Here is a 19,244-nt window from a genome sequence, read left to right as displayed (position 1 = left end):
TTTGACTTCGGTTAAGCTGCCCGTGGACGGGCTTCTTACATGAACCAGACGGCATTGATCGTCGAAGATGAAATCTTCGTCGCGCTCGACCTCGAGCGTATTCTGGAAGATGCCGGGTACAAGGTCGCTGCCATCGCGGCGGATGCGCCTTCCGCGCTGCAAGCGGCACCCGGGTGCGGCTTCGCCTTCATCGACGTCAATTTGCGCGACGGCCCGACCGGTCCCGAGATCGCGGAACGGATCGCGCGCGAATATGGTGTAAAGGTGGTGTTCGTCACCGCCAATCCCGGACAGATCACCAATCGCGATGCCGCGCTGGGCTATGTTCGCAAGCCGTTCAACGAGGAAGCGATTCTGGCGGCGGCGCATATCGCCGCGCCACTCGACGTCGTCCGCGGCGAAAACATCGATTTCGTCAGGTGGCCGGCGATCGGCTGAACGCCGATCGGGGTACGCGAACCTCGACCTCAAGCCCCGCACTTGCCCATGTCCGCGCCACTGCGCCGCCGAGTTGGCGTGCCGCGCTCATTTCGATCAGCTGCGATCCAAACCCTTCGCGGTCGGGTGCGCCATCGAGGCGTGGACCACCGCGTTCGCACCAGTGCAGCATGATGTCGTCGCCCGCCTGGCTGACGGTGGTGGTCACCGTACCGCCCGCTTGGGATAGCGCGCCGTATTTGCTCGCGTTGGTCGCCAGCTCGTGGAAGATCAACGCCAGCGGGGTGGCGGCGCGATCGTCGACCGCGACATCGTCGCCGTCGATCGTGAACCGCTCACCGCTGCGCGCCTGATACGGGCTGAACAATTCCTCCAGCAGGCCGTGCAGGCTGTCCTGCCGCAGCACCGGCCGCGATTGATCGCTGTGCGGGCGGACGAAATCGTGCGCGCGGCCCAGCGCCGTGATGCGCTGGCGCAATTCGCCCAGCAACGCCGCCATTTGCGGGTGCGTGCGTCCGGTGAGATGGACCAGCCCGGCGACGACCGAAAAGATGTTCTTGATGCGGTGGCTCAGCTCCTGGCTGACCATCTCGCGTTCTTCCATCGCCAGTTTCTGCGCATGGATATCGGTGCAGGTGCCGAACCATCGCGTGATCGCGCCCTCGGCATCGCGGATCGGCAAGGCGCGGCCCAGCACCCAGCGATAGGTGCCATCGTGGTGACGGAGGCGATATTCGATCTGATAGGGATCGCCATGCGCCAACGAGTGCCGCCACGCCGCCCACGCGCGGTCGCGATCGTCGGCATGGAAGACGTCGTTCCAGCCTTCTCCGTCGGTCGACCCTTCCGGGGTGCCGGTAAAGGCGTACCAGCGCGCGTTGTAATAATCGTGATAGCCGTCGGGCAGCGTCGACCACACCATCTGCGGCATGGTGTCGGCCAACGTGCGGAAGCGGGTTTCGCTATCCGCCGCGGCATGGCGCGCCCGTCGCTCCGACGCCCGCCGCGCCGCGTCCTCGCGGGTATCGCGCAGCCGGGCCAGCACATTGGCGGCGAGCACCGTCAGCCCCTCGCGCTGGAGCGCGGTCAGCCCCTCGGGATGCGGCACCGTGTCCAGCACGCACAGCGACCCCATCGGATAACCGTCGTGGGAGATCAGCGGGGCACCGGCGTAGAAACGCAGGTTCATCTCGCCGGTGACCAGTGGATTGTCGGCGAAGCGCGGGTCGGCGGTCGCATCGTTGACGACCATCAACCCGCTGTCCCACATCGCATGGCCGCAGAACGATTGCTCGCGCGGCGGCTCCGGCCCGTCAGGCAGCCCGGTGCGGGCCAGGAAGGTCTGGTGGTCGGTATCCAGGATGCTGACGATCCCCACCGGCACCCCGCACAGATGCGCGGCGAAGTCGGTGATTTCGCGCAGCGCCGCCGCATTGTGGAGCGAGCCGAGATCATAGGCAGCCAGCACCCGCGATCTCTTGGCTTCGTCCAGCGCGTCGGCACAGATGAGCGGAGTTTGGCTGGGGGGCGTCATCTAGAACGGGACATCGTCGTCCAGGTCGTCCGCGAAACCGCCGCCATAGCTGCCGCCACGCGCGCCGCCCCCGGAACCGCCGCCCGAACCGCCAGCGCCCGAACCGCCGCCGCCGGCCGCGCCGCGCGCGCCGCCGGCGCTGCCGCCGCGCGATCCGCCACCGCCGTAACCGCCGCCGCCACCGAAGTCGTCGCCGCCCATGTCGTCACGCGGGCCGCCGCCACCACCGCCGGCCGCGCCACCCGGGCCGTCGAGCATCGTCAGCACCGAGTTGAAGCCTTGCAGCACGACCTCGGTCGAATAGCGATCCTGACCTTGCTGATCCTGCCACTTACGCGTCTGCAGCTGGCCCTCGATATAGACCTTGCTGCCCTTGCGCAGGAACCGCTCGGCGACGTTCGCCAAGCCTTCGTTGAAGATGGCGACCGAATGCCATTCGGTCTTTTCCTTCTTCTCGCCGCTGTTGCGGTCCTTCCACGATTCGGACGTCGCGATCCGCAGGTTGACGACCTTGCCGCCGTTCTGGAACGAGCGCGACTCGGGATCGCGCCCGAGATTGCCGACGAGAATGACCTTGTTGACGCTGCCTGCCATCGAAACCTCTATCTGGCCGGTCCATGCCGGCGACGGTGCGGCCCGGCTCCCCGATCGACGGCACGGGCCGGACGGGAAGCGGGCGGTGCGGCCCTTTAATCAAAGCCCGGCGAGCACCGCCAGCCAATACGTGATCCCCGCCATTACATAAGCTGTCACGAACAGATAGCCGAGCATGAACATCGGCCATTTCCAGCCATTCGTCTCACGCCGGGTCACCGCGATCGTGCTGATGCATTGCGGCGCGAACACGAACCACATCAGAAAGGCCAGCGCGGTGGGCAGCGACCAGCGCCCGCGCAGGTGATCGACCAGGCTTTTCGATCCGGCCGCATCCTCGGTATCGTCGATCGCATAGGCGGTGCCGATCGCTGCCACCGCCACCTCGCGCGCGGCCATCGCCGGGATCAGCGCGAGCGCGATGTCGTGATTGAAGCCGATCGGCCGCACCACGACCTCCAGCCCGCTCGCGATCCGTCCCGCGATCGAATATTCGACCTGGCTCTGCCCGCGCGGCGCCTGGGGGAAGCTGAGCAGCGCCCACAGCACGATCGTCGTCAGCGCGATCGTCGTGCCGGCGCGCTTCAGGAAGATCGCGGCGCGGCTCCACAGCCCGATCGCGACGTCACGCGGGCGGGGCAGCTGATATTTGGGCATTTCCATCATGAAGCCCGACGATTCGCCCTTCGTCACCGTGCGGCGTAGCAGCAGCGCGGCGACGAACGCCCCGACGATGCCCAACAGGTACAGCGCGAGCAGCACCAGTCCCTGCAAGCCGACGAACGGCACCACCTGCCGCGGCGGGATGAAGGCGCCGATGATGATCGTATAGACCGGCAGCCGCGCCGAGCAGGTCATCAGCGGCGCGATCAGGATCGTCGTCAGCCGGTCCTTTTCGTCGTCGATGGTGCGCGTCGCCATGATCCCCGGCACCGCGCACGCGAAGCTGGACAGCAACGGAATGAACGCGCGCCCCGACAGCCCGACGCCGGCCATCAACCGATCCATCAGGAAAGCGGCCCGGACCATATAGCCCGAGGCCTCCAGCACGAGGATGAAGAGGAACAGGATCAGGATCTGCGGCAGGAACACCACGACCGCGCCGACGCCGGCGATGACGCCATCGGTCAGCAGCGAGCGGAGGAACCCGTCGGGCATCACGCCCTTGATCGCGGTTTCCAGCGTGGCGAAGCCGTCCTCGATCCAGCCGATCGGCGCTTCCGACCAGCTGAACACCGCCTGGAACATCACGAACAGCAGCGCGACGAGCAGGATCGGGCCGAACACCGGGTGGAGCGCGACGCCATCCAGCGCGTGGTGCCAGCGGCGCGTCGGCGTCTCGCTGACGGTCGCGGCCTTCGACAGGTCGCGTGCGCGGCGTTGCAGCGTCCGAATGTCCTCGTCGGGCGCGGCGGCGACCGCGGCATCGGGTGCGATGCCGACGATCCCGGTCAGCGCGGCGCGCAGCACGTCGATGCCGCGCCGCCGCACCGCGACGGTCGGCACCACCGGCACGCCCAGTTCGCGCTCCAGCACCGCCGCGTCCAGCACCAGCCCGTCGCGCTCGGCCAGGTCGACCATGTTGAGCGCGACCACCACCGGCAGCCCCAGCGCGATCAGCTGCATCGCGAAGCGCAGGTGATTGTCGAGGTTGGCGGCGTCGAGCACCACGACCAGCACGTCGGGGCGGCGTTCGCCGGCCTGCGCGCCAATCAGCACGTCGCGCGTCACCCGCTCGTCAGGGGAAGAGGGATCGAGGCTGTAGGCGCCGGGCAGGTCGACCAGCTCGACCGGGCGGCCATCGTCCAGCACGAGCCGGCCGGAATGCCGCTCCACGGTGACGCCGGGATAATTGCCGACCTTCTGCCGCGCGCCGGTCAGCGCGTTGAACAGCGCGCTCTTGCCGGCATTGGGGTTGCCGACCATCGCGACCAGCGGGGGCATTTCCATCAGGATCGACGCGGCGAGCCGCTCACTCGGCCGGCAGCGGTTCGACCGAGACGCGGATCGCCCCGGCGACCGCGCGGCGCAGCGCCACCGTCATCCGCCCGATCCGGCATGCCACCGGTCCGCCGCCGATCTGCGCGCGGTGCAGCACCTGTACCGCGACCCCCGCGTCGAAGCCGAGTTCGCGCAGCCGCCGCGCTTCGGGCGTGGCGAGGCGGGACCAGTCGATGGTGTCGACGATGGCGGCCTGATGCCGCGGGAGCGTTTCGAGGCTGATGGGGAGGGTCACGACCGCCTGTATAATGGCGGTGCGATTGATTATCAATTAGCGATTGCCGTCACACCACCGGGTAGCGCAGCCGGCCGATGAACCGGCTGAGGCTGGGGCGGTGCTGCGTCCGCCGGGTGAATTGTGCCTTGGCCTTTTCGAACCGCATGATCCCGTCGATGCGCCGCGACAGGAATGCGCGGGTATCGGCCTGCCCCTCGCTGTCGTCATCGAGGAACACGGTGGTCGTCGCGGTGTAGACGGCCAGCAGCATCGCGCGCTTGGTGTAATGGTTATAGTCGGTGGCGGTGTCGCCGGCCAAACGCCACATCCGGTCCACGCTGCGCCAGCCGAGTCGCGCCGCGCGAGCGACGTTGTTCGGCAGCGCCAGCACCGCACGCGCCCTCCGCAACGCCTCGCGTTCGGGGGCCAGCACTGCCAGCCGCGCCTCGACCAGCGCGGTGATGCGCTGGCGGATCTTCAACGCCGCCAGTGCTTCGGGCGGAAGCGAACGCGCCATTTCCGCGTCGATATGCTCGAACCATGCAGCGATCATCGCCACCGCGCCATCGGCGAAGGCGAGTCGCGCCACGTCGGCGTCGATGCCCTCCAGTTCGGCGGCGAGATCGCGCGCGGCATCGCCCCAGCCGTCGAACGCGGCATTGGCGGCGATCGAAGGTGCGAGGCGGGCACGCACCTCGTCGAGCGTCAGGTCCTCGGTCATCGCATCTCCTCCGGCACGGGATTGGCGGGTGGCGGCTCCGTAGCACCGCCGCGCTTGCCGCGCACCAACACCAATGCCGCAGCGATCATCGCGATCCCCACGAAATCGGGCCCACCCAGCGCTTCGCCGAAATGCACCCAGCCGATCGTCGCCGCCACCGCCGGCTGGATCAGCAGCGCGAGGCCGATCACCAGCGGCGACAGCCGGCCCAGCGCGTAGATCATGCACCCTTGCCCAAGCAGCTGGCAGACCAGCGCCAGCGCGATCAACGGCGTCCAGTGCTGCGGCATGATCCGCTCGCCGAGGATCAGCGCGTAACCGAGCAGCGGCAGCAGCGCCGCCAGCGACGACAGCGCCAGCGCCGGCCAGGGGGCGAGCGCGCGCCGCACGTCCGACATCAGGATGAAATACAGCGCGTAAAGCACGCCCGCGACGACGCAGAGCAGGTCGCCCGCCAGGTGGCGCGGATCGAGCTGATAGGACCGCCCCATCAACAGCGCGGCCCCCGCGGCGGCGAGCAGCAGCGCGACGCCCTGCATCCGCGTCGGCCACGCCCGGGCGATCAGAAATCCCCACAGCGGAAACAGGAACGTCGCCGAATTGCCGAGCAACGTGGCGTTGGCCATCGTGGTGTGCAGGATGCCGAGGTGCCACGTGCCGAGGTCGGCGGCGAACGCGATGCCGGCAAGCGCGACGAACAGCCAGATGCGCGGGCTCGTCGCGCTTGCCGATCCCGCGCGCGGGATCGCGACCGCCGCGATGGCGAGCAGCGGTACGGCAAGCGCCATCCGCCAGAAGGCGGCGGCGACGGGCCCGGTATCGGCCAGCCGCACGAACAGCGGGCCGAAGGCGAGCGCGGCATTGGCGACGACCACCGCGACGAACGCGGCGGGGTTGCCCATGGTCGGGGTGCGGCTCATCGGGGTTCTCTAGAAGGGCGCCGCGCCGCTGTCATCGCGGCGGCTGGCGTTCCGCGCGACTTACGCCGCCTCGGCCAGCAGCTTCTTCGCCTCCGCCCCGGCCCAGTCCATGTCGCCGGTGACGCGCCAGATCTCCTTGCCGTCGGCACCGTAGAGGATCGTCGTCGGCAGGTTCGCGCCATAAGCGGTGCTGAGGCCCAGCTTGGCATCGAGATACGGGCGCAGATGCGCGAACTTGCGTTCGGCGAGGAAGGCGTTGGCCTTGGCCGGCTCCATGTCCTGACTGATCGCCAGCACCGGCATCCTGTCGCCCAGCGTCTGGGCGGCGGTGTCGAGCGTCGGCATCTCCTTCACGCACGGCGCACACCAGGTCGCCCACAGGTTCACCAGCACCGGCTTGCCCTTGAACGCCGCCAGCGTCGTCGCGGGGCCGCCGGCCACCGGGGTGAAGGAGACGTCGGGTGCATTCTCGCCCTTGTGGCTGCGATCGATCTTGTCGATCCTCGGTGCGGCGGTGGCGGGGACTTCGTCGCTGCTCGCGACCTCGGCTTGCCCGTTGGCCGGCGACGGCTTATCGCACGCGGCGAGCGCCAGCGCGCCCAGGAGACAGACGATCGCGACGCGGGATGCCATGAGCGGTTCCAACCAGATGTGGGGCGGGCGGTTCGCCGAAGGGCCAGCCGCCGTCATGCGCGAGATAAACGCCTCCATCCCCTTCGACAAGCGGATGTGGCGGCAGGATGTGGCCGGCAGCCGTGCGCATGTCGCGATGCTGGGCGCGCAGGGCATCGTCTCCGCCGGGGACGCCGCCGCGATCGGCGCCGGGCTGGAACAGGTCGCGCAGGGCTATGCCGATGGCGGCGTGCCCGACGATCTGGCGATGGAGGATATCCATATGCTGACCGAGGCGCGGCTTTCCGACGCGATCGGCGCGGCGGCCGGACGCCTCCACACCGCGCGCAGCCGCAACGACCAGGTCGCGACCGACTTCCGCCTGTGGGTGCGCGACGCCACCGATCAGGTGCTCGCCGCGCTCGCCGCGCTGGACGACGCGTTGCTGACGCGCGCCGAGGAACATGCCGGCAGCGTGATGCCGGGCTTCACGCACCTGCAATCGGCGCAGCCGGTGACGCTGGGCCACCATTTGATGGCCTATCACGAGATGGTCGCGCGCGACGTCAGTCGCTTCACCGACAACCGGGCGCGCGGCAATTTGTGCCCGCTGGGTGCCGCCGCGCTGGCGGGCACGGGCTTTCCGATCGACCGCGCCGCGACCGCCGCGGCGCTGGGGTTCGACGGGCCGACGCGCAACAGCCTCGATTCGGTCAGCGATCGCGACTTCGCGCTCGATTACCTGATGGCCGCCGCGCAATGTTCGCTGCACCTCAGCCGGCTGGCCGAGGAGTTCGTGCTGTGGGCGTCGCAGCCGTTCGGGTTCGTCTCCCTGTCGGACCAATGGTCGACCGGCAGCTCGATCATGCCGCAGAAGCGCAATCCCGACGCCGCCGAACTGGTGCGCGGGCATGCCGGGCGGATCACCGGGTGCCTCGTCAGCCTGATGGTGACGATGAAGGGGCTGCCGCTGGCCTATTCCAAGGACATGCAGGACGACAAGCCGCCGGTGTTCGAATGCCACGACCTGCTGGCGATCTCGATCGCGGCGATGACCGGCATGGTGGAGAGCGCGACGTTCCGCACCGACCGGATGCGTGGCCTGGCCGAAAGCGGCTACGCCACCGCCACCGATCTGGCCGACTGGCTGGTGCGTGAGGCCGACGTCCCGTTCCGCGAGGCGCATCATATCACCGGGCGCGCGGTGGCGCGCGCCGAGGCGCTGGGCTGCACGCTCGACAAGGTGCCGCTCACCGATCTGCAGGCGATCGACCCGCGGATCACCAAGGGCGTTTACGACGTACTGTCGGTGGACGCGTCGGTGGCGAGCCGCAGGAGCTTCGGCGGGACCGCGCCCGACAACGTCCGCGCCGCGATCCGGGCGGCGCGCGCATGAGGGCGCTGTGGCTGCTCGCCGCGCTGCCGCTGGCGGCGTGCGGATCGACGCAGGCGTTGAAGCCCGCGCCGGGACAGGCATTGCCGGTGGCCCCGTACGGCGCGCCGCAACGGCCCGCCGTCTCCGGCCTGCTGACGCCATCGGTGCAGGCGCGCCCGCAGCGAACCGGCGAGGTGTTGCGCAATTCGCAGAAACGCGAGCCCGATCCGTTCGATCTGCCGCCGCGCTGACCCTTTTTTCCGACGAGTGACCATGGACCATTTTCATTACCGCGACGGCGCCTTGTGGTGCGAGGGCGTGCCGCTGACGCGCATCGCCGACGAGGTGGGCACGCCCGTCTACGTTTATTCCGCCGCCGCCTTCCGTGCGCAGGCGCGCGCGTTCCGCGACGCGCTGTCGGGGGTGCCCGACGTCCATCTCGCCTATGCGATCAAGGCCAATCCCAACCTTGCGGTGCTGCGCGTCGTCGCGGCCGAAGGCTATGGCGCGGACGTGGTGTCCGGGGGCGAGATGGCGCGCGCGCTGGCGGCGGGCATCCCGGCGAGCGGGATCGTCTTTTCCGGCGTCGGCAAGACCCGCGCCGAGTTGCTCCGCGGGCTGGAGGCCGGGATCGGCCAGTTCAACCTGGAGCTGGAGGAAGAGGGCGTCGTGCTAGCGCAGCTGGCGCACGAACGCGGGCTGACCGCGCGGGCGGTGCTGCGCGTCAACCCGGACGTGGATGCCGGCACGCACGCCAAGATCTCGACCGGGCGCAAGGAGAACAAGTTCGGCGTGCCGATCGATCGCGCGTCGGGGATGTACGCGCGGCTCGCCGCGTTGCCCGGCCTGTCGATGCAGGGCGTGGCGATCCATATCGGCAGCCAGTTGTTCGATCTCGCCCCGCTGGAGGCCGCCTATGTCCGCGTGAAGGCGCTGGTCGACGAGTTGCGCGCGGCGGGCCATGCGGTGGCGCGGGTCGACCTGGGCGGCGGGCTGGGGGTCCGCTACAAGGCGGGCGACGACCCGCGCACCCCGGCCGAATATGGCGCGATGGTGGAACGGGTGACGAAGGGCTGGGGCGTCCAGTTGATGTTCGAGCCCGGTCGCGTGATCTCGGGCAATGCCGGCGTGCTGCTGACGCGCGTGATCTGGGTGAAGCCGGGGGTGGTGCATCCCTATGTGATCGTCGACGCGGCGATGAACGACCTGGCGCGTCCGGCGCTGTACGATGCGTGGCACGATGTCGACGCCGTGGTGCCGACCGGCGAGCGGATGACCGCGAACGTCGCCGGGCCGGTGTGCGAGACCGGCGACACCTTCGCGATGGCGCGCGAGATGGACGCGGTGAAGGGCGGCGATCTGGCGGTGTTGCGGACCGCGGGCGCTTACGGTGCGACGATGGCATCGACCTACAACAGCCGCCCGCTGGTGCCCGAGGTGCTGGTCGACGGCGATCGCTATGCGGTGGTCGCGGACCGGATCGCGGCGGAGACGATCCTGGCGGCGGAGCGCGTGCCGGAGTGGTTGTAGAAAATAGATCCTTCTGCCGTCGGCCGGATGCCGCTTGTGGCGCGGCAGGACGCTTCCCCCTTGACGGTGCGGGGACGTAACACATGACCCTGCATAGCCTTCCGTTGTTCGTGCGGTTGAACGGGCGTCCGGTCATCCTCGTCGGTGAGGGCGAGGCGGCCGAGCCGAAGCGGCGCTTGCTGGAGCGCGCCGGTGCGGTGGTGGTGGGCGAGGGCGACCCGCGCGCGCGGCTGGCGATCGTCGCCGACGACGATGCTGCGGTGGCGCGGCTGAAGGCGCGGGGCGTGCTGGTCAATGCGGTCGACCGGCCCGAATTGTGCGATTTCACGCTGCCCGCGATCGTCGATCGTGCGCCGGTGCTGATCGCGATCGGCACGGGGGGCGTATCGGCCGGGCTGGCGGCGGCGGTGCGGCAGCGGCTGGAGGCGGTGCTGCCGGCGTCGCTGGGGCGGCTGGCGGAGGCCTTGCACGGTGCGCGCGCGGCGTTGCGCGCCGCGCTGCCCGATGGCGGCGCGCGACGGCGGGCGATCGGTGCGGCGCTGGCACCGGGTGCGGCGCTCGATCCGCTCGCCGGTTATGACGGACGCGATGCGGCGGCGGCGGTATTGGCGAGCGTGGCGGCCGGCGGCGTGGTGCATCTGGTGCTGGCATCCGGCGACCCCGACGAGCTGACGTTGCGGCAGGCGCGCTGGCTGGCGGCGGCGGACCGGGTCACGCACCGTGCCGACGTGCCGCCGGCGATCCTCGACCGCGCGCGCGCCGATGCCGCGCGGATGGTGTGCGACGCTGCGCCATCGGCGGGCGAAGGGTTGACGGTGGACGTGGCGATGGCGCGATGATCGGCTTCGCATGGCGGATCGGCGCGGACGGCGCGGCGGAGCGCGTCGCGGCGGAGGCGACGCCGAGCGGGGATGCCGCGTTCCTGTGGGTGCATCTGGCCACCAATGCCGATCGGGCGCAGGCGTGGCTGCGCGACGAGGCGAAGCTGGAGCCGTTCACGATCGACCAGCTGACCGCCGCCGAGACGCGCCCGCGTGCCGACAAGATCGGGCAGGGTGCGTTCGTCAACCTGCGCGGGCGCACCGACGAGGAACTCGATTCGTCGGACATGCTCGCCTCGATCCGTATCTGGGCGACGAAGGGGCGTGTCATCACGGTGTCGCGCAAGGAGCTGGTGGTGCTGACGACGGTCGCGGAGCAGGTGTCGCACGGCACGATCCGCGACCCCGGCGACCTGATCGCCGCCTTCGCGACCGCGATCACCGAGGATCTCGACCCGGTCGTCGCCGATCTGGGCGACGGGCTGGACGATTGCGAGCAGCGGCTGAGCGCGCATCGCGTGTTCGAGCTGCGCCGCGAAGTGACGCGCGTGCGATCGGAGGCGATCAACTATCGCCGCTTCCTCAGCCCGCAACGCGCGGCGCTGGAACGGTTGGCGACGCTGCCGGGCGACTGGCTGGCGGAGGACGATCGCGCGCATCTGTCCGCCGCGGCCGATCGCGCCGCACGGATGGCCGAGGAGGTGGAGGCGATCCGCGAGCGCGCCGCGCTGATGCACGAGGCGCTGACCGACCTGCGCGCCGAACAGCTCGACCAGCGCAGCCTGGTGATCGCGATGGTGGCGATGATCTTCCTGCCGCTGACGTTCCTGACCGGCCTGTACGGGATGAACGTGAAGGGGCTGCCCTATGCCGAGGAGCCATGGGCGTTCGATGCGATCGCCGGCATGTGCGCGGTGATCGCGGCGGGGATCGTCATCTGGTTCCTGCAGCGGCACTGGTTCCGGGGATAGGCTCCGGCGGTCGTCACCCCGGATCGGGTCCGGGATGGCGGGTCGGCAGCGCCGAAGGTCGGTCCTGCGTCGTTGCGGAAATGCCTTACGCCGCGCGCGCCTGCCGCCATGCGCCGGCGATTTCCTCCAGCTCCGCCGCCACCGCGCGGAACGGCGCACCGTCCGTGCCGACGCTGGCGTCGATCACCTGCCGGCGACATCCGGTGTAGAAACGCGCGAGGATCCGCGACACGTCGCCGCCCTTCTCGAAATCGAGATTGGCCTCCAGCGCGAACAGGATCGCGGTGGCGCGGGTCACCCGCTCGCTGCGGGTGGCGAATTGCTTGCGCTCCGCCGCCCAGGCAGCGACGCGCAGCGCCTGCATCAGTTCCTCGTACAGCAATTGCACCAGCGCCGGGCCATCCGCCGCCGCGGTGCGGCCGGCGAGGTCGATCTCGCGGTAGGTGCGCGCCGGATCGCGCAGCAGGGAAGAGGCATAGGCCATGATCTGTCGTCCCTCCCGATCAGTTCGACTTGTACCAGCCGTCGATCTGCTGCGTCATGAACGACTGCGTCGCCTTATAGGCCGAAACGCGCGAATTCATGCTGGCGTATTGCTGCGTCAGTCGTGCCGAGAAGCGCGTCGCCTGTTCGTCGATCTTGGCGGTCTGCTTCGTCAGATCCTTCTGCGCCTCGCGCAGCCGCGTGTCGGTGGCGGTCAGGCCGTATAGCGAGCTTCCCGAGGTCGACTTGAGCGACTGCATCGCGGCGTTGATTCCGGTCGCGCCGAAGTTGTTGGGCGTGAACATCGCCTGGATCGCGTCGGGCGTGTCCTTCATCGCCTTGGTCAGCGCGGCCTCGTCGATCTCCAGCGCACCGGTGGTCTTGTTCGTCTTCACGCCGATCCCGGCCAGCGTGGAGGGTGCGCCGGCGGCAGCGTCAGGCAACAGCGTCCTGCTCGCGAAGCCCTGCAGATTGCGCAGCAATTGCTTGGCCGCCGGATCGCTGCGCAGATCGCCGTCGATCGCGCTGGTCTGCTTCTTCACCTCGGTCAGCAGGTCGTTGAAGGTTTCGACGAAATCCTTCACCGCATTGCCAAGCGCCGCATCGGGGCGCGTACCGGTCAGCGTCATCGTGCCGGTGCCCGCCAGCGCCAGCTTCACGCCCGGCACCAGATCGCTGATCTCGTTGCTGGGCCGCTCGACGGTGACGCCGTCCACCGACAGCTTCGCATTGCCCGACTGGCCGACGACCGCCATCTTCGATGCGGCGCCCGCATCCTTGCCGACGCTCAGCGTGTCGAGCGTGCCGCCGGTGCCGGTCAGCGAGAACGCCTGCGCATCCCCGCTCTTGCCCTTCAGCGACAGGAACGCGCCGCCATCGGCATCGGTGATGACGGAGGCGGTGACGCCGGTGTTCTTCGCGTTGATCGCCGCTGCGACCGCCGCCGGGGTATCGTTGGGCGGCGCGATCTCGATGTCGAACGACAGGTCGCTGCCGTCGTCGGCCTTGCCCGGCGTCAGGTCGGTCATCTTGCCGCCCGCGTCATAGGTCGCGGTGCCGATCTTCAACGTCAGCGTGCCGGTGCCGAACTGGTCGGTCTTGCCCAGCTTCGTGCTGGTGACGGTCTGGACGGTGGCCAGCTTGTCGACCTTCACCGTGGCCGAGGCGCTGGCCGACATCGCCGCGCCGGAAATCGCGGTCGCGCCGGCGACCTTGGTATCGCTGCTGTTCGGCTGGGTCGCCAGCGTGCCGCCGGTCACCAGCGTGTTCACCGCCTTGGCGAAGTCGCTGACGAAGTTCTTGAGCGTCGCGGCACCCGAAATCTGTGCGGTCAGCTTGTCGGTCTTGGTGGTAATCTGCGCGCGCTTGGCGGCGAATTGGGCGTCGACCAGCTTGCCGACCAGCGTGTCGGTGTCGACCCCGGAGCCGGAGCCCAGCGAGGTGAGGATCGAATTGGCGGCCGATTTGGTCGTCGCCGCCGTGCTGGCCGGCTTGGACGTGGTGGGCGCTGGTGTCGCCGTGCTGCTGGTGATCGTCGCCATGATGCTCTCCTAAACGGCCGCACGCGGCAGATCTTTATGATGGTTGGACGCCATTTTCGTCGAAACGCGCGGTCGTCGGCACCTCGATCGGCGGCTGGGTGCCGCCTGCTTCCGCATTCAGGCCGAAGACGAAGGCCAGCACGGTGGCGATCGCCATGTACAGGTCGTCGCGCACCTCCTGCCCTTCGCGGCTGGTGTAATATACTGCACGCGCGAGGGCGGGATATTCCAGGATCGGCAGCGCGCGCGCACCGGCCGCCTCGCGGATCGCCAGCGCCATCGCGCCGCGCCCCTTGGCGACCACCACCGGCACCTCGTCGCGCCCGCGATCGTAGCGCAGCGCGACCGCGAAGTGCGTCGGGTTGGTCAGCACCACATGCGCCTGGTCGAGCGCCTTGGTCATGCCCCCGGACAGCAGCTCGCGCTGCTTCATGCGCATGTGGCCCTTCATCTCCGGGTTGCCGTCGCTTTCCTTGTGCTCGTCCTTCACTTCCTGCTTGGTCATGCGCAGCTTGCGCAGCAGCTGCATGATCTGCGTCGGCACATCGACCATCGCGATCGCCATCAGCCCCATCGCCATCACCATCAGCACATGGGTCAGCGTGGAGCCGAGCCCCGCCAGCGCGACGGGCAGGTTGGAGGAGGCGAGGCCGAAGCTGAAATGCGCGGTTTGCCACAACATCCACGCGCCGATCGTGCCCAGCAGCGTGACCTTCAGCAGCGACTTGCCCAGCTCGATCCAGCCCTGCATGCCGATGATCCGCTTCAGCCCCGAACCGGGATTGATCCGCGACGCCTTGGGCGCGAGCAGCCCGGCGTTGAAGCCGAGCGACCCCAGCCCGGCCTGGCTGGCGACCGCCGCGCCGATCGTGATCGCGAACAGCGTGGCGAGCGGGGGGGCGAGCTTCCATCCCGCCTGGATCAGCGGACGCCACGGCTGGAAATCCTCCACGTCGGCGCGCCCGAAGCTGAAACTGGCCGCCATCACTTCGCGGCAGGCGGCGAGCAGTTCGGGACCGAAGAACGTCATCCACGAAATGCCGGCCAGCACCACCAGGGCGGTGCCGAGGTCGCGGCTCTTGAGGACGTCGCCCTTCTCCCTGGCGTCGTCACGACGCTTCTGGGTCGGGGCTTCTGTCTTGTCGCCACCCTCCGACATCAGCCGAGCACCAGGCTTTGCGCCGCGGCGAGGCCTTCACGGACGATTACCTGCATGTAATCGCCCATCGCGGGCAGCGCGATGGCAAGGCTGATGACGCCGACCGCGAGGCTGGCGGGCAGACCGATCGAGAACAGGTTGAGCGCCGGTGCAGAGCGCGACAGCATCCCCATGACCAGGTTGAGGCACAGCAGCAGAAAGCCGACCGGCAGCGCGAGCAGCAGGCCGGCGAGGAACGCGTAGCCGCCGAACAGCGCGATGTCGCGCAACTGGCCGGTCGCCAGCCATGCCGCGCCGGGCGGCAGGGCGGTGTAGCTCTTCACCACCATATCGACGAGGACGAGGTGGCCATCGAGCGATAGGAACAGCAGCGTCAGCAGGATCGACAGGAACTGGCCGACCGCCGGGCTGGAGCGCCCCGAATTGGGATCGATCATGTTGGCGAAACCGATGCCCATCGACCCGCCGATGATCTCGCCCGCGACCAGCGGCGCGGCGAAGGCGATCTGGATGACGAAGCCGATCGCGAGGCCGACCAGCGCCTCCGCCGCCACTGCGACGAACGTGGCAAGTGCGAAGATCGTCGGCGGCGTCTGGATCGTCGTGCTGCCCAGCACCAGCACGCCGACCGCACCCGACAGCGTGATGCGCACCGGCAGCGGCACCGACATGTTGCCGAACACCGGCGCGGCGATGAACGCCGCGCCGACGCGCACCATCACGAACAGCAGTGCCCAGATCTGGGTCTCGATGGCGAGCCCGAACCCTAGCATCGCGCGATGCCCGCGCGGTCGCGGAGCGCCTGTCCGCCGCCGCCGTCATGCGCGGTGGTGACGGAAAGGACGGCGTTCACGATCAGCGCACCAGATCGGGGATGCGCGAGAAGATCTCGGCAGTGAAGTCGCTGAGCAGCCCCAGGATCATCGCGCCGAACACCATGATCGACACCGCCACGACGATCAGTTTCGGCACGAAGCTGAGCGTCTGTTCGTTGATCGATGTGGCGGCCTGCACCATGCCGAGGATCAGGCCCGACAGCAGCGCCGGGATCAGGATCGGTGCGCAGGCCAGCGCCAGCACCCACATGGTCTGGTTGGCGATGGTCAGGAAGTAATCGGCGTCGACGAGCGGTTGCATTGTCACCCTCTCATTCCGGTACACGCTCGTCATGGCGAGCGGGGCGCGGCGATTGCGGGGCGGCGCGTGGCAGTGCGCCGCCTATGACGGTCTAGGTGGCGAAGCTGTTGGCCAGACTGCCCATCGTCAGCGCCCAGCCGTCGACCAGCACGAACAGCAGCAGCTTGAACGGCAGCGAGATGATCGTCGGGCTGAGCATCGCCATGCCCAGCGCCATCAGCACGGTGGCGACCACCAGATCGATGACGATGAACGGCAGGAACAGCAGGAAGCCGATCTGGAACGCGGTCTTCAGCTCCGACGTCACGAACGCGGGCAGCAGCACCGAATAGGGGATGTCGTTGGGCGTGGCATACGGACCGGATTTCGCCATTTCGGCGAACATCGTGACGTCCTTGATGCGGGTCTGCTTGGCCATGAAGGCGTGCAGCGGCGCGCCGGCGGTCTGGATCAGCTCGGTGCCGCCGATGCGGCCCTGCGAATAGGGCTGGATCGCGGTGGCGTTGATCTGGTTGATCGCGGGCGCCATGATGAAGAAGCTGAGGAACATCGACAGCCCGACCAGCACCTGGTTCGGCGGGGTCTGTTGCAGGCCCATCGCCTGGCGCAGGATCGACAGCACGATGATGATACGGGTGAAACTGGTCATCATCAGCACGATGCCGGGCAGCACCGTGAGCAGGCCCATGATGATGAGGACCTGCAGCGACAGCGACAGCGATCCGGTGCCCGGCGTCGCGCCGGCATCGCCGCGCGACAGCTGGCCCAGCGCGCGGTCGACCGCGTCGCCGACGCCCGGTGCGGGGGCCGCCGGTGCGCCCTGCACCGCGGGCTGCGCGGGCGCGGGGAAGTTCTGCGCCAGCGCGGGCATCGCGACGCACAGGGCGACGAAGATCGCGAGCAGCGCGAGGATCAGGTGCGATCGCCGGCCGGCGGCGCGCGCGCGGGGACGGATCGGCGCTCCGGCGCGGATCACCGACACGCTCACTGGCCGAAGTCCGTCGGCACGCGCGCATCGGACTTGTCGACCAGGGTCACCCCCGCGCGGTTGACCGATACCAGCAGCCGGCGACCCTCGAAATCGACCACCGCCAGCTTGACGCCCGGCGAGATCATCATCGTCTCGCGCACCGCGATCGTGCGCGCGGTCGGCTTGCCCGGCATCCGCGATTCAAGGCGACGCCACAGGTACAGGCACCCGATCATCAACCCGCAAACCAGCGGCAGCATGATGACCAGTTTCAGGATGTAGGTCCACATCATCGGTCGCGTGCCCCTCAGCCGCGCTTTTCGGGCGAGACCAGTTCGGTCATCTTCACGCCGTAACGCTCGCCGACCGTCACGATCTCGCCGCGGCCGATCAGCGTGCCGTTGACCAGTACGTCCAGCAATTCGCCCGCCTGCCGGTCCAGCTCGATCACGCTCGATTCGCCCAGCGCCAGCAATTCGCGCAGCGACAGCGTGGTGGAGCCGATCTCGACGGTCAGCTTCACGTCCACCCCCTGCAACAGGCGCAGGTTGCTGGCGACGGCGGCGTCGATGCCGAAACCGCCCGACATGTCGTTCATTGCAAGGGTCCTTCGAACTTGGAGATGCGGATGGCCGCGCGGCCGTTGGACGTGCCGACGGTGCCCAGCCCCAGGGCCACGCCGCCGATCACGATCGGCACGTCGGCGCCGAAGCTGATCGGGATGACGTCGCCTTCCTTGAGGTCGAGCAGGCGCGAGAGCGGGATCGACGGCTCGGCCAGCACCGAGCGTACCGGGAGCCGCACCGCCATCGCCGCACGCGTCAGCTGCGTGCGCCATTCGGCATCGACCTCGGCGGGCTTGGCGACGACCTTGCCGGTCAGCGCCACGGTGTGCGGCTTCAGCGTCGCGACCGGATAGAGGATGTCGACGAACGACGGGCGGGCGGTGCCGCGCGCGATCGCGAAGCGGGTGGCGACGACCACCTCGTCGGCCTCGACGCCGGGGATCATGCTGGAGCCGAGTTCGAACGGTTCGGCGGTGAAGCGCGCACGGGCCAGCGGTTCCCACGCGATCTCCAGCGCGCGCGCCATTCCCGCCGCGATCCGTGCGACCAGCACGTCGGCGGCCGGGGTGAATTCCAGCGCGAGCGTCGGCGACACATCGCCGGTGCCGCCGAAGAACAGGTCGATCACCTCGACGACGAACTGGCTGTCCAGCACGCACAACGCGGTGCGTCCGTCCATCGACAGCGGCACCCAGGCGGTCAGCTTGTCGCCGCGCGCCGCGCGGTAATCGGCCAGCCGCAGCACTTCCAGCGGCTCCGCCCAGGCGCGTGTCTCGGCGCGCCAATAGCCTTCGAATGCCTGCCGCACGCCGCGCGCGGCACGCGCCGACAGGTGCTGCAGCGTGTGCAGATCGCCGAACGGATGCAGTTTCGCGGGCGCGCCCACCCCCCCGCCCAACGCGGCGGCGGCGCCGATCGGCGTGCCGGTATCGAATCCGGCATCGGAGGAAGTGAGCGTGTTAACCATCTGAGTTCACTGAACCACAAAATTGGTAAAGTAGACGTTACTGATGCCGCCAAAGCCCTCCTTTTCGCGCAGGATCTGGTTGATCGTCGCGACGAGCCGCTTCTGGAGCTGCACCTTGCCGGCGCTGGTGAACACCTGATCCTCGGGCGTATCGCCCAGCGCCAGCAGGATCGCGGAGCGAATCGCGATGTCGTTGGTCTTCAGGTTGGTGATGACCTTGTCGTCATAGGGCGTCGACACGGCCAGCCCGACCTGGACGAAGTGCACCGAATCCTGAAGGTTGGAGGTGAACTCCTTTTCCATCGCGAAATAGTTCGAGGCATAGGGATCACCGCCGTGACCGGCGGGCGTCGGCTCGCCATGCGCCTCGCCGCTGGCCTCCCCACCTTCGCCGCCGCCGTGCTCGCCACCCTCGGCGCTGGCCTCGCCGCCGCCATGCTCGCCACCTTCGGCGGCGTCGCCGGCATGCTTCTGCTCGCTCTTGGGCACCAGCTTGGGCTTGTTCGGATCCTCGTGCGCGGCGGCTTTTTCACCGCCGCCGCCGACCATGCCGGAACCGGCGGCGTACAGCCCCGCGCCGACCCCGCCGCCCAACAGGACGACGACGCCCACGACGCCGATCACGATCATCTTCATCTTGCCCTTCTTCTTGGGCGCGGCCGCTGCCGCCTCGGGTGCGTCACTCAT

Annotated in this window: 23 protein-coding genes; 6 read left to right on the top strand and 17 right to left on the bottom strand. The window is 68.9% G+C overall.

The window, feature by feature from the left end:
* Nucleotides 1-39: 39 nt before the first annotated feature.
* On the top strand, nucleotides 40-438 hold the full coding sequence (locus ASE95_RS06505; protein ID WP_056633538.1) for a response regulator: 399 nt from the start codon (nucleotides 40-42) through the stop codon (nucleotides 436-438).
* Here the strand turns inward: ASE95_RS06505 and ASE95_RS06500 are convergent.
* The 7 genes from ASE95_RS06500 to ASE95_RS06470 all read right to left on the bottom strand — a co-directional run bounded on the left by ASE95_RS06500 (nucleotide 416) and on the right by ASE95_RS06470 (nucleotide 7,058).
* Complete coding sequence (locus tag ASE95_RS06500; RefSeq protein ID WP_056633536.1) at nucleotides 416-1,972, bottom strand: PAS domain-containing protein; 1,557 nt, start codon at nucleotides 1,970-1,972, stop codon at nucleotides 416-418. The two genes, ASE95_RS06505 and ASE95_RS06500, sit on opposite strands and share 23 nt — an antisense overlap.
* The gene (gene ssb / locus ASE95_RS06495) at nucleotides 1,973-2,566 is read right to left on the bottom strand and encodes a single-stranded DNA-binding protein (protein WP_056633533.1); all 594 of its coding nucleotides are present in this window, start codon (nucleotides 2,564-2,566) and stop codon (nucleotides 1,973-1,975) included.
* Nucleotides 2,567-2,665: 99 nt separating this feature from the next.
* Nucleotides 2,666-4,516 (bottom strand): ferrous iron transporter B, encoded by a 1,851-nt coding sequence (gene feoB, locus ASE95_RS06490; RefSeq protein ID WP_056633530.1) that lies wholly within the window; start codon nucleotides 4,514-4,516, stop codon nucleotides 2,666-2,668.
* 22 nt (nucleotides 4,517-4,538) lie between these two features.
* Complete coding sequence (locus ASE95_RS06485; protein ID WP_022684791.1) at nucleotides 4,539-4,802, bottom strand: FeoA family protein; 264 nt, start codon at nucleotides 4,800-4,802, stop codon at nucleotides 4,539-4,541.
* 49 nt (nucleotides 4,803-4,851) lie between these two features.
* Entirely contained in the window at nucleotides 4,852-5,505 is a 654-nt protein-coding gene (locus ASE95_RS06480) for a COQ9 family protein (protein WP_056633527.1), read from the bottom strand.
* Nucleotides 5,502-6,425 (bottom strand): DMT family transporter, encoded by a 924-nt coding sequence (locus ASE95_RS06475; RefSeq protein WP_056633524.1) that lies wholly within the window; start codon nucleotides 6,423-6,425, stop codon nucleotides 5,502-5,504. Before ASE95_RS06475 ends, ASE95_RS06480 begins: the two co-directional genes overlap by 4 nt.
* A 60-nt stretch (nucleotides 6,426-6,485) precedes the next feature.
* Nucleotides 6,486-7,058: a TlpA family protein disulfide reductase gene (locus tag ASE95_RS06470; protein ID WP_056633521.1), complete on the bottom strand. Its 573-nt coding sequence runs from the start codon at nucleotides 7,056-7,058 to the stop codon at nucleotides 6,486-6,488.
* Between the two features lie 16 nt (nucleotides 7,059-7,074).
* Between ASE95_RS06470 and argH the strand changes: the two genes are divergently transcribed.
* From argH to ASE95_RS06445, 5 genes are all read left to right on the top strand, one after another.
* The gene (gene argH / locus ASE95_RS06465; protein ID WP_056635765.1) at nucleotides 7,075-8,433 is read left to right on the top strand and encodes an argininosuccinate lyase; all 1,359 of its coding nucleotides are present in this window, start codon (nucleotides 7,075-7,077) and stop codon (nucleotides 8,431-8,433) included.
* Entirely contained in the window at nucleotides 8,430-8,663 is a 234-nt protein-coding gene (locus ASE95_RS06460) for a hypothetical protein (protein ID WP_056633518.1), read from the top strand. Before argH ends, ASE95_RS06460 begins: the two co-directional genes overlap by 4 nt.
* Nucleotides 8,664-8,685: 22 nt before the next feature.
* Nucleotides 8,686-9,942 carry a diaminopimelate decarboxylase gene (lysA, locus tag ASE95_RS06455; protein WP_056635762.1) on the top strand — a complete coding sequence of 419 codons (1,257 nt, stop codon included), beginning with the start codon at nucleotides 8,686-8,688 and terminating at the stop codon, nucleotides 9,940-9,942.
* Between the two features lie 83 nt (nucleotides 9,943-10,025).
* Nucleotides 10,026-10,781 carry a precorrin-2 dehydrogenase/sirohydrochlorin ferrochelatase family protein gene (locus tag ASE95_RS06450; RefSeq protein WP_056633515.1) on the top strand — a complete coding sequence of 252 codons (756 nt, stop codon included), beginning with the start codon at nucleotides 10,026-10,028 and terminating at the stop codon, nucleotides 10,779-10,781.
* Nucleotides 10,778-11,734, top strand: a complete 957-nt coding sequence (locus tag ASE95_RS06445; protein ID WP_056633512.1) for a zinc transporter ZntB — start codon at nucleotides 10,778-10,780, stop codon at nucleotides 11,732-11,734. The genes ASE95_RS06450 and ASE95_RS06445 overlap by 4 nt, the downstream gene beginning before the upstream one ends.
* 85 nt (nucleotides 11,735-11,819) lie before the next feature.
* Here ASE95_RS06445 and ASE95_RS06440 read toward each other — a convergent pair whose 3' ends face one another.
* The 10 genes from ASE95_RS06440 to ASE95_RS06395 all read right to left on the bottom strand — a co-directional run bounded on the left by ASE95_RS06440 (nucleotide 11,820) and on the right by ASE95_RS06395 (nucleotide 19,244).
* Complete coding sequence (locus ASE95_RS06440; protein WP_056633510.1) at nucleotides 11,820-12,218, bottom strand: flagellar export chaperone FliS; 399 nt, start codon at nucleotides 12,216-12,218, stop codon at nucleotides 11,820-11,822.
* A gap of 19 nt (nucleotides 12,219-12,237) precedes the next feature.
* Nucleotides 12,238-13,758: a flagellar filament capping protein FliD gene (gene fliD / locus ASE95_RS06435; protein ID WP_056633506.1), complete on the bottom strand. Its 1,521-nt coding sequence runs from the start codon at nucleotides 13,756-13,758 to the stop codon at nucleotides 12,238-12,240.
* Nucleotides 13,759-13,792: 34 nt separating this feature from the next.
* Complete coding sequence (locus ASE95_RS06430; RefSeq protein ID WP_056633504.1) at nucleotides 13,793-14,917, bottom strand: EscU/YscU/HrcU family type III secretion system export apparatus switch protein; 1,125 nt, start codon at nucleotides 14,915-14,917, stop codon at nucleotides 13,793-13,795.
* The gene (fliR, locus tag ASE95_RS06425) at nucleotides 14,917-15,690 is read right to left on the bottom strand and encodes a flagellar biosynthetic protein FliR (RefSeq protein ID WP_056633500.1); all 774 of its coding nucleotides are present in this window, start codon (nucleotides 15,688-15,690) and stop codon (nucleotides 14,917-14,919) included. Before fliR ends, ASE95_RS06430 begins: the two co-directional genes overlap by 1 nt.
* An 82-nt stretch (nucleotides 15,691-15,772) precedes the next feature.
* Nucleotides 15,773-16,054, bottom strand: a complete 282-nt coding sequence (gene fliQ, locus ASE95_RS06420; protein ID WP_056633497.1) for a flagellar biosynthesis protein FliQ — start codon at nucleotides 16,052-16,054, stop codon at nucleotides 15,773-15,775.
* Between the two features lie 91 nt (nucleotides 16,055-16,145).
* Complete coding sequence (gene fliP / locus ASE95_RS06415; RefSeq protein WP_056633495.1) at nucleotides 16,146-17,042, bottom strand: flagellar type III secretion system pore protein FliP; 897 nt, start codon at nucleotides 17,040-17,042, stop codon at nucleotides 16,146-16,148.
* A complete protein-coding gene (locus ASE95_RS06410) occupies nucleotides 17,039-17,317 on the bottom strand; it encodes a flagellar biosynthetic protein FliO (RefSeq protein WP_056633492.1) in 279 nt (92 codons plus the stop codon). Before ASE95_RS06410 ends, fliP begins: the two co-directional genes overlap by 4 nt.
* 14 nt (nucleotides 17,318-17,331) lie before the next feature.
* Nucleotides 17,332-17,622: a flagellar motor switch protein FliN gene (fliN, locus tag ASE95_RS06405; RefSeq protein ID WP_056633490.1), complete on the bottom strand. Its 291-nt coding sequence runs from the start codon at nucleotides 17,620-17,622 to the stop codon at nucleotides 17,332-17,334.
* Complete coding sequence (locus ASE95_RS06400; protein ID WP_056633488.1) at nucleotides 17,619-18,557, bottom strand: flagellar motor switch protein FliM; 939 nt, start codon at nucleotides 18,555-18,557, stop codon at nucleotides 17,619-17,621. The genes fliN and ASE95_RS06400 overlap by 4 nt, the downstream gene beginning before the upstream one ends.
* Nucleotides 18,558-18,563: 6 nt before the next feature.
* The gene (locus ASE95_RS06395) at nucleotides 18,564-19,244 is read right to left on the bottom strand and encodes a flagellar basal body-associated FliL family protein (protein WP_056633485.1); all 681 of its coding nucleotides are present in this window, start codon (nucleotides 19,242-19,244) and stop codon (nucleotides 18,564-18,566) included.

The organism is Sphingomonas sp. Leaf231 (assembly GCF_001421995.1).
Classification (GTDB): domain Bacteria; phylum Pseudomonadota; class Alphaproteobacteria; order Sphingomonadales; family Sphingomonadaceae; genus Sphingomonas.
The sequence above is the reverse complement of the archived record's forward strand: the minus strand, read 5'-3'. Positions and strand labels throughout refer to the sequence as shown.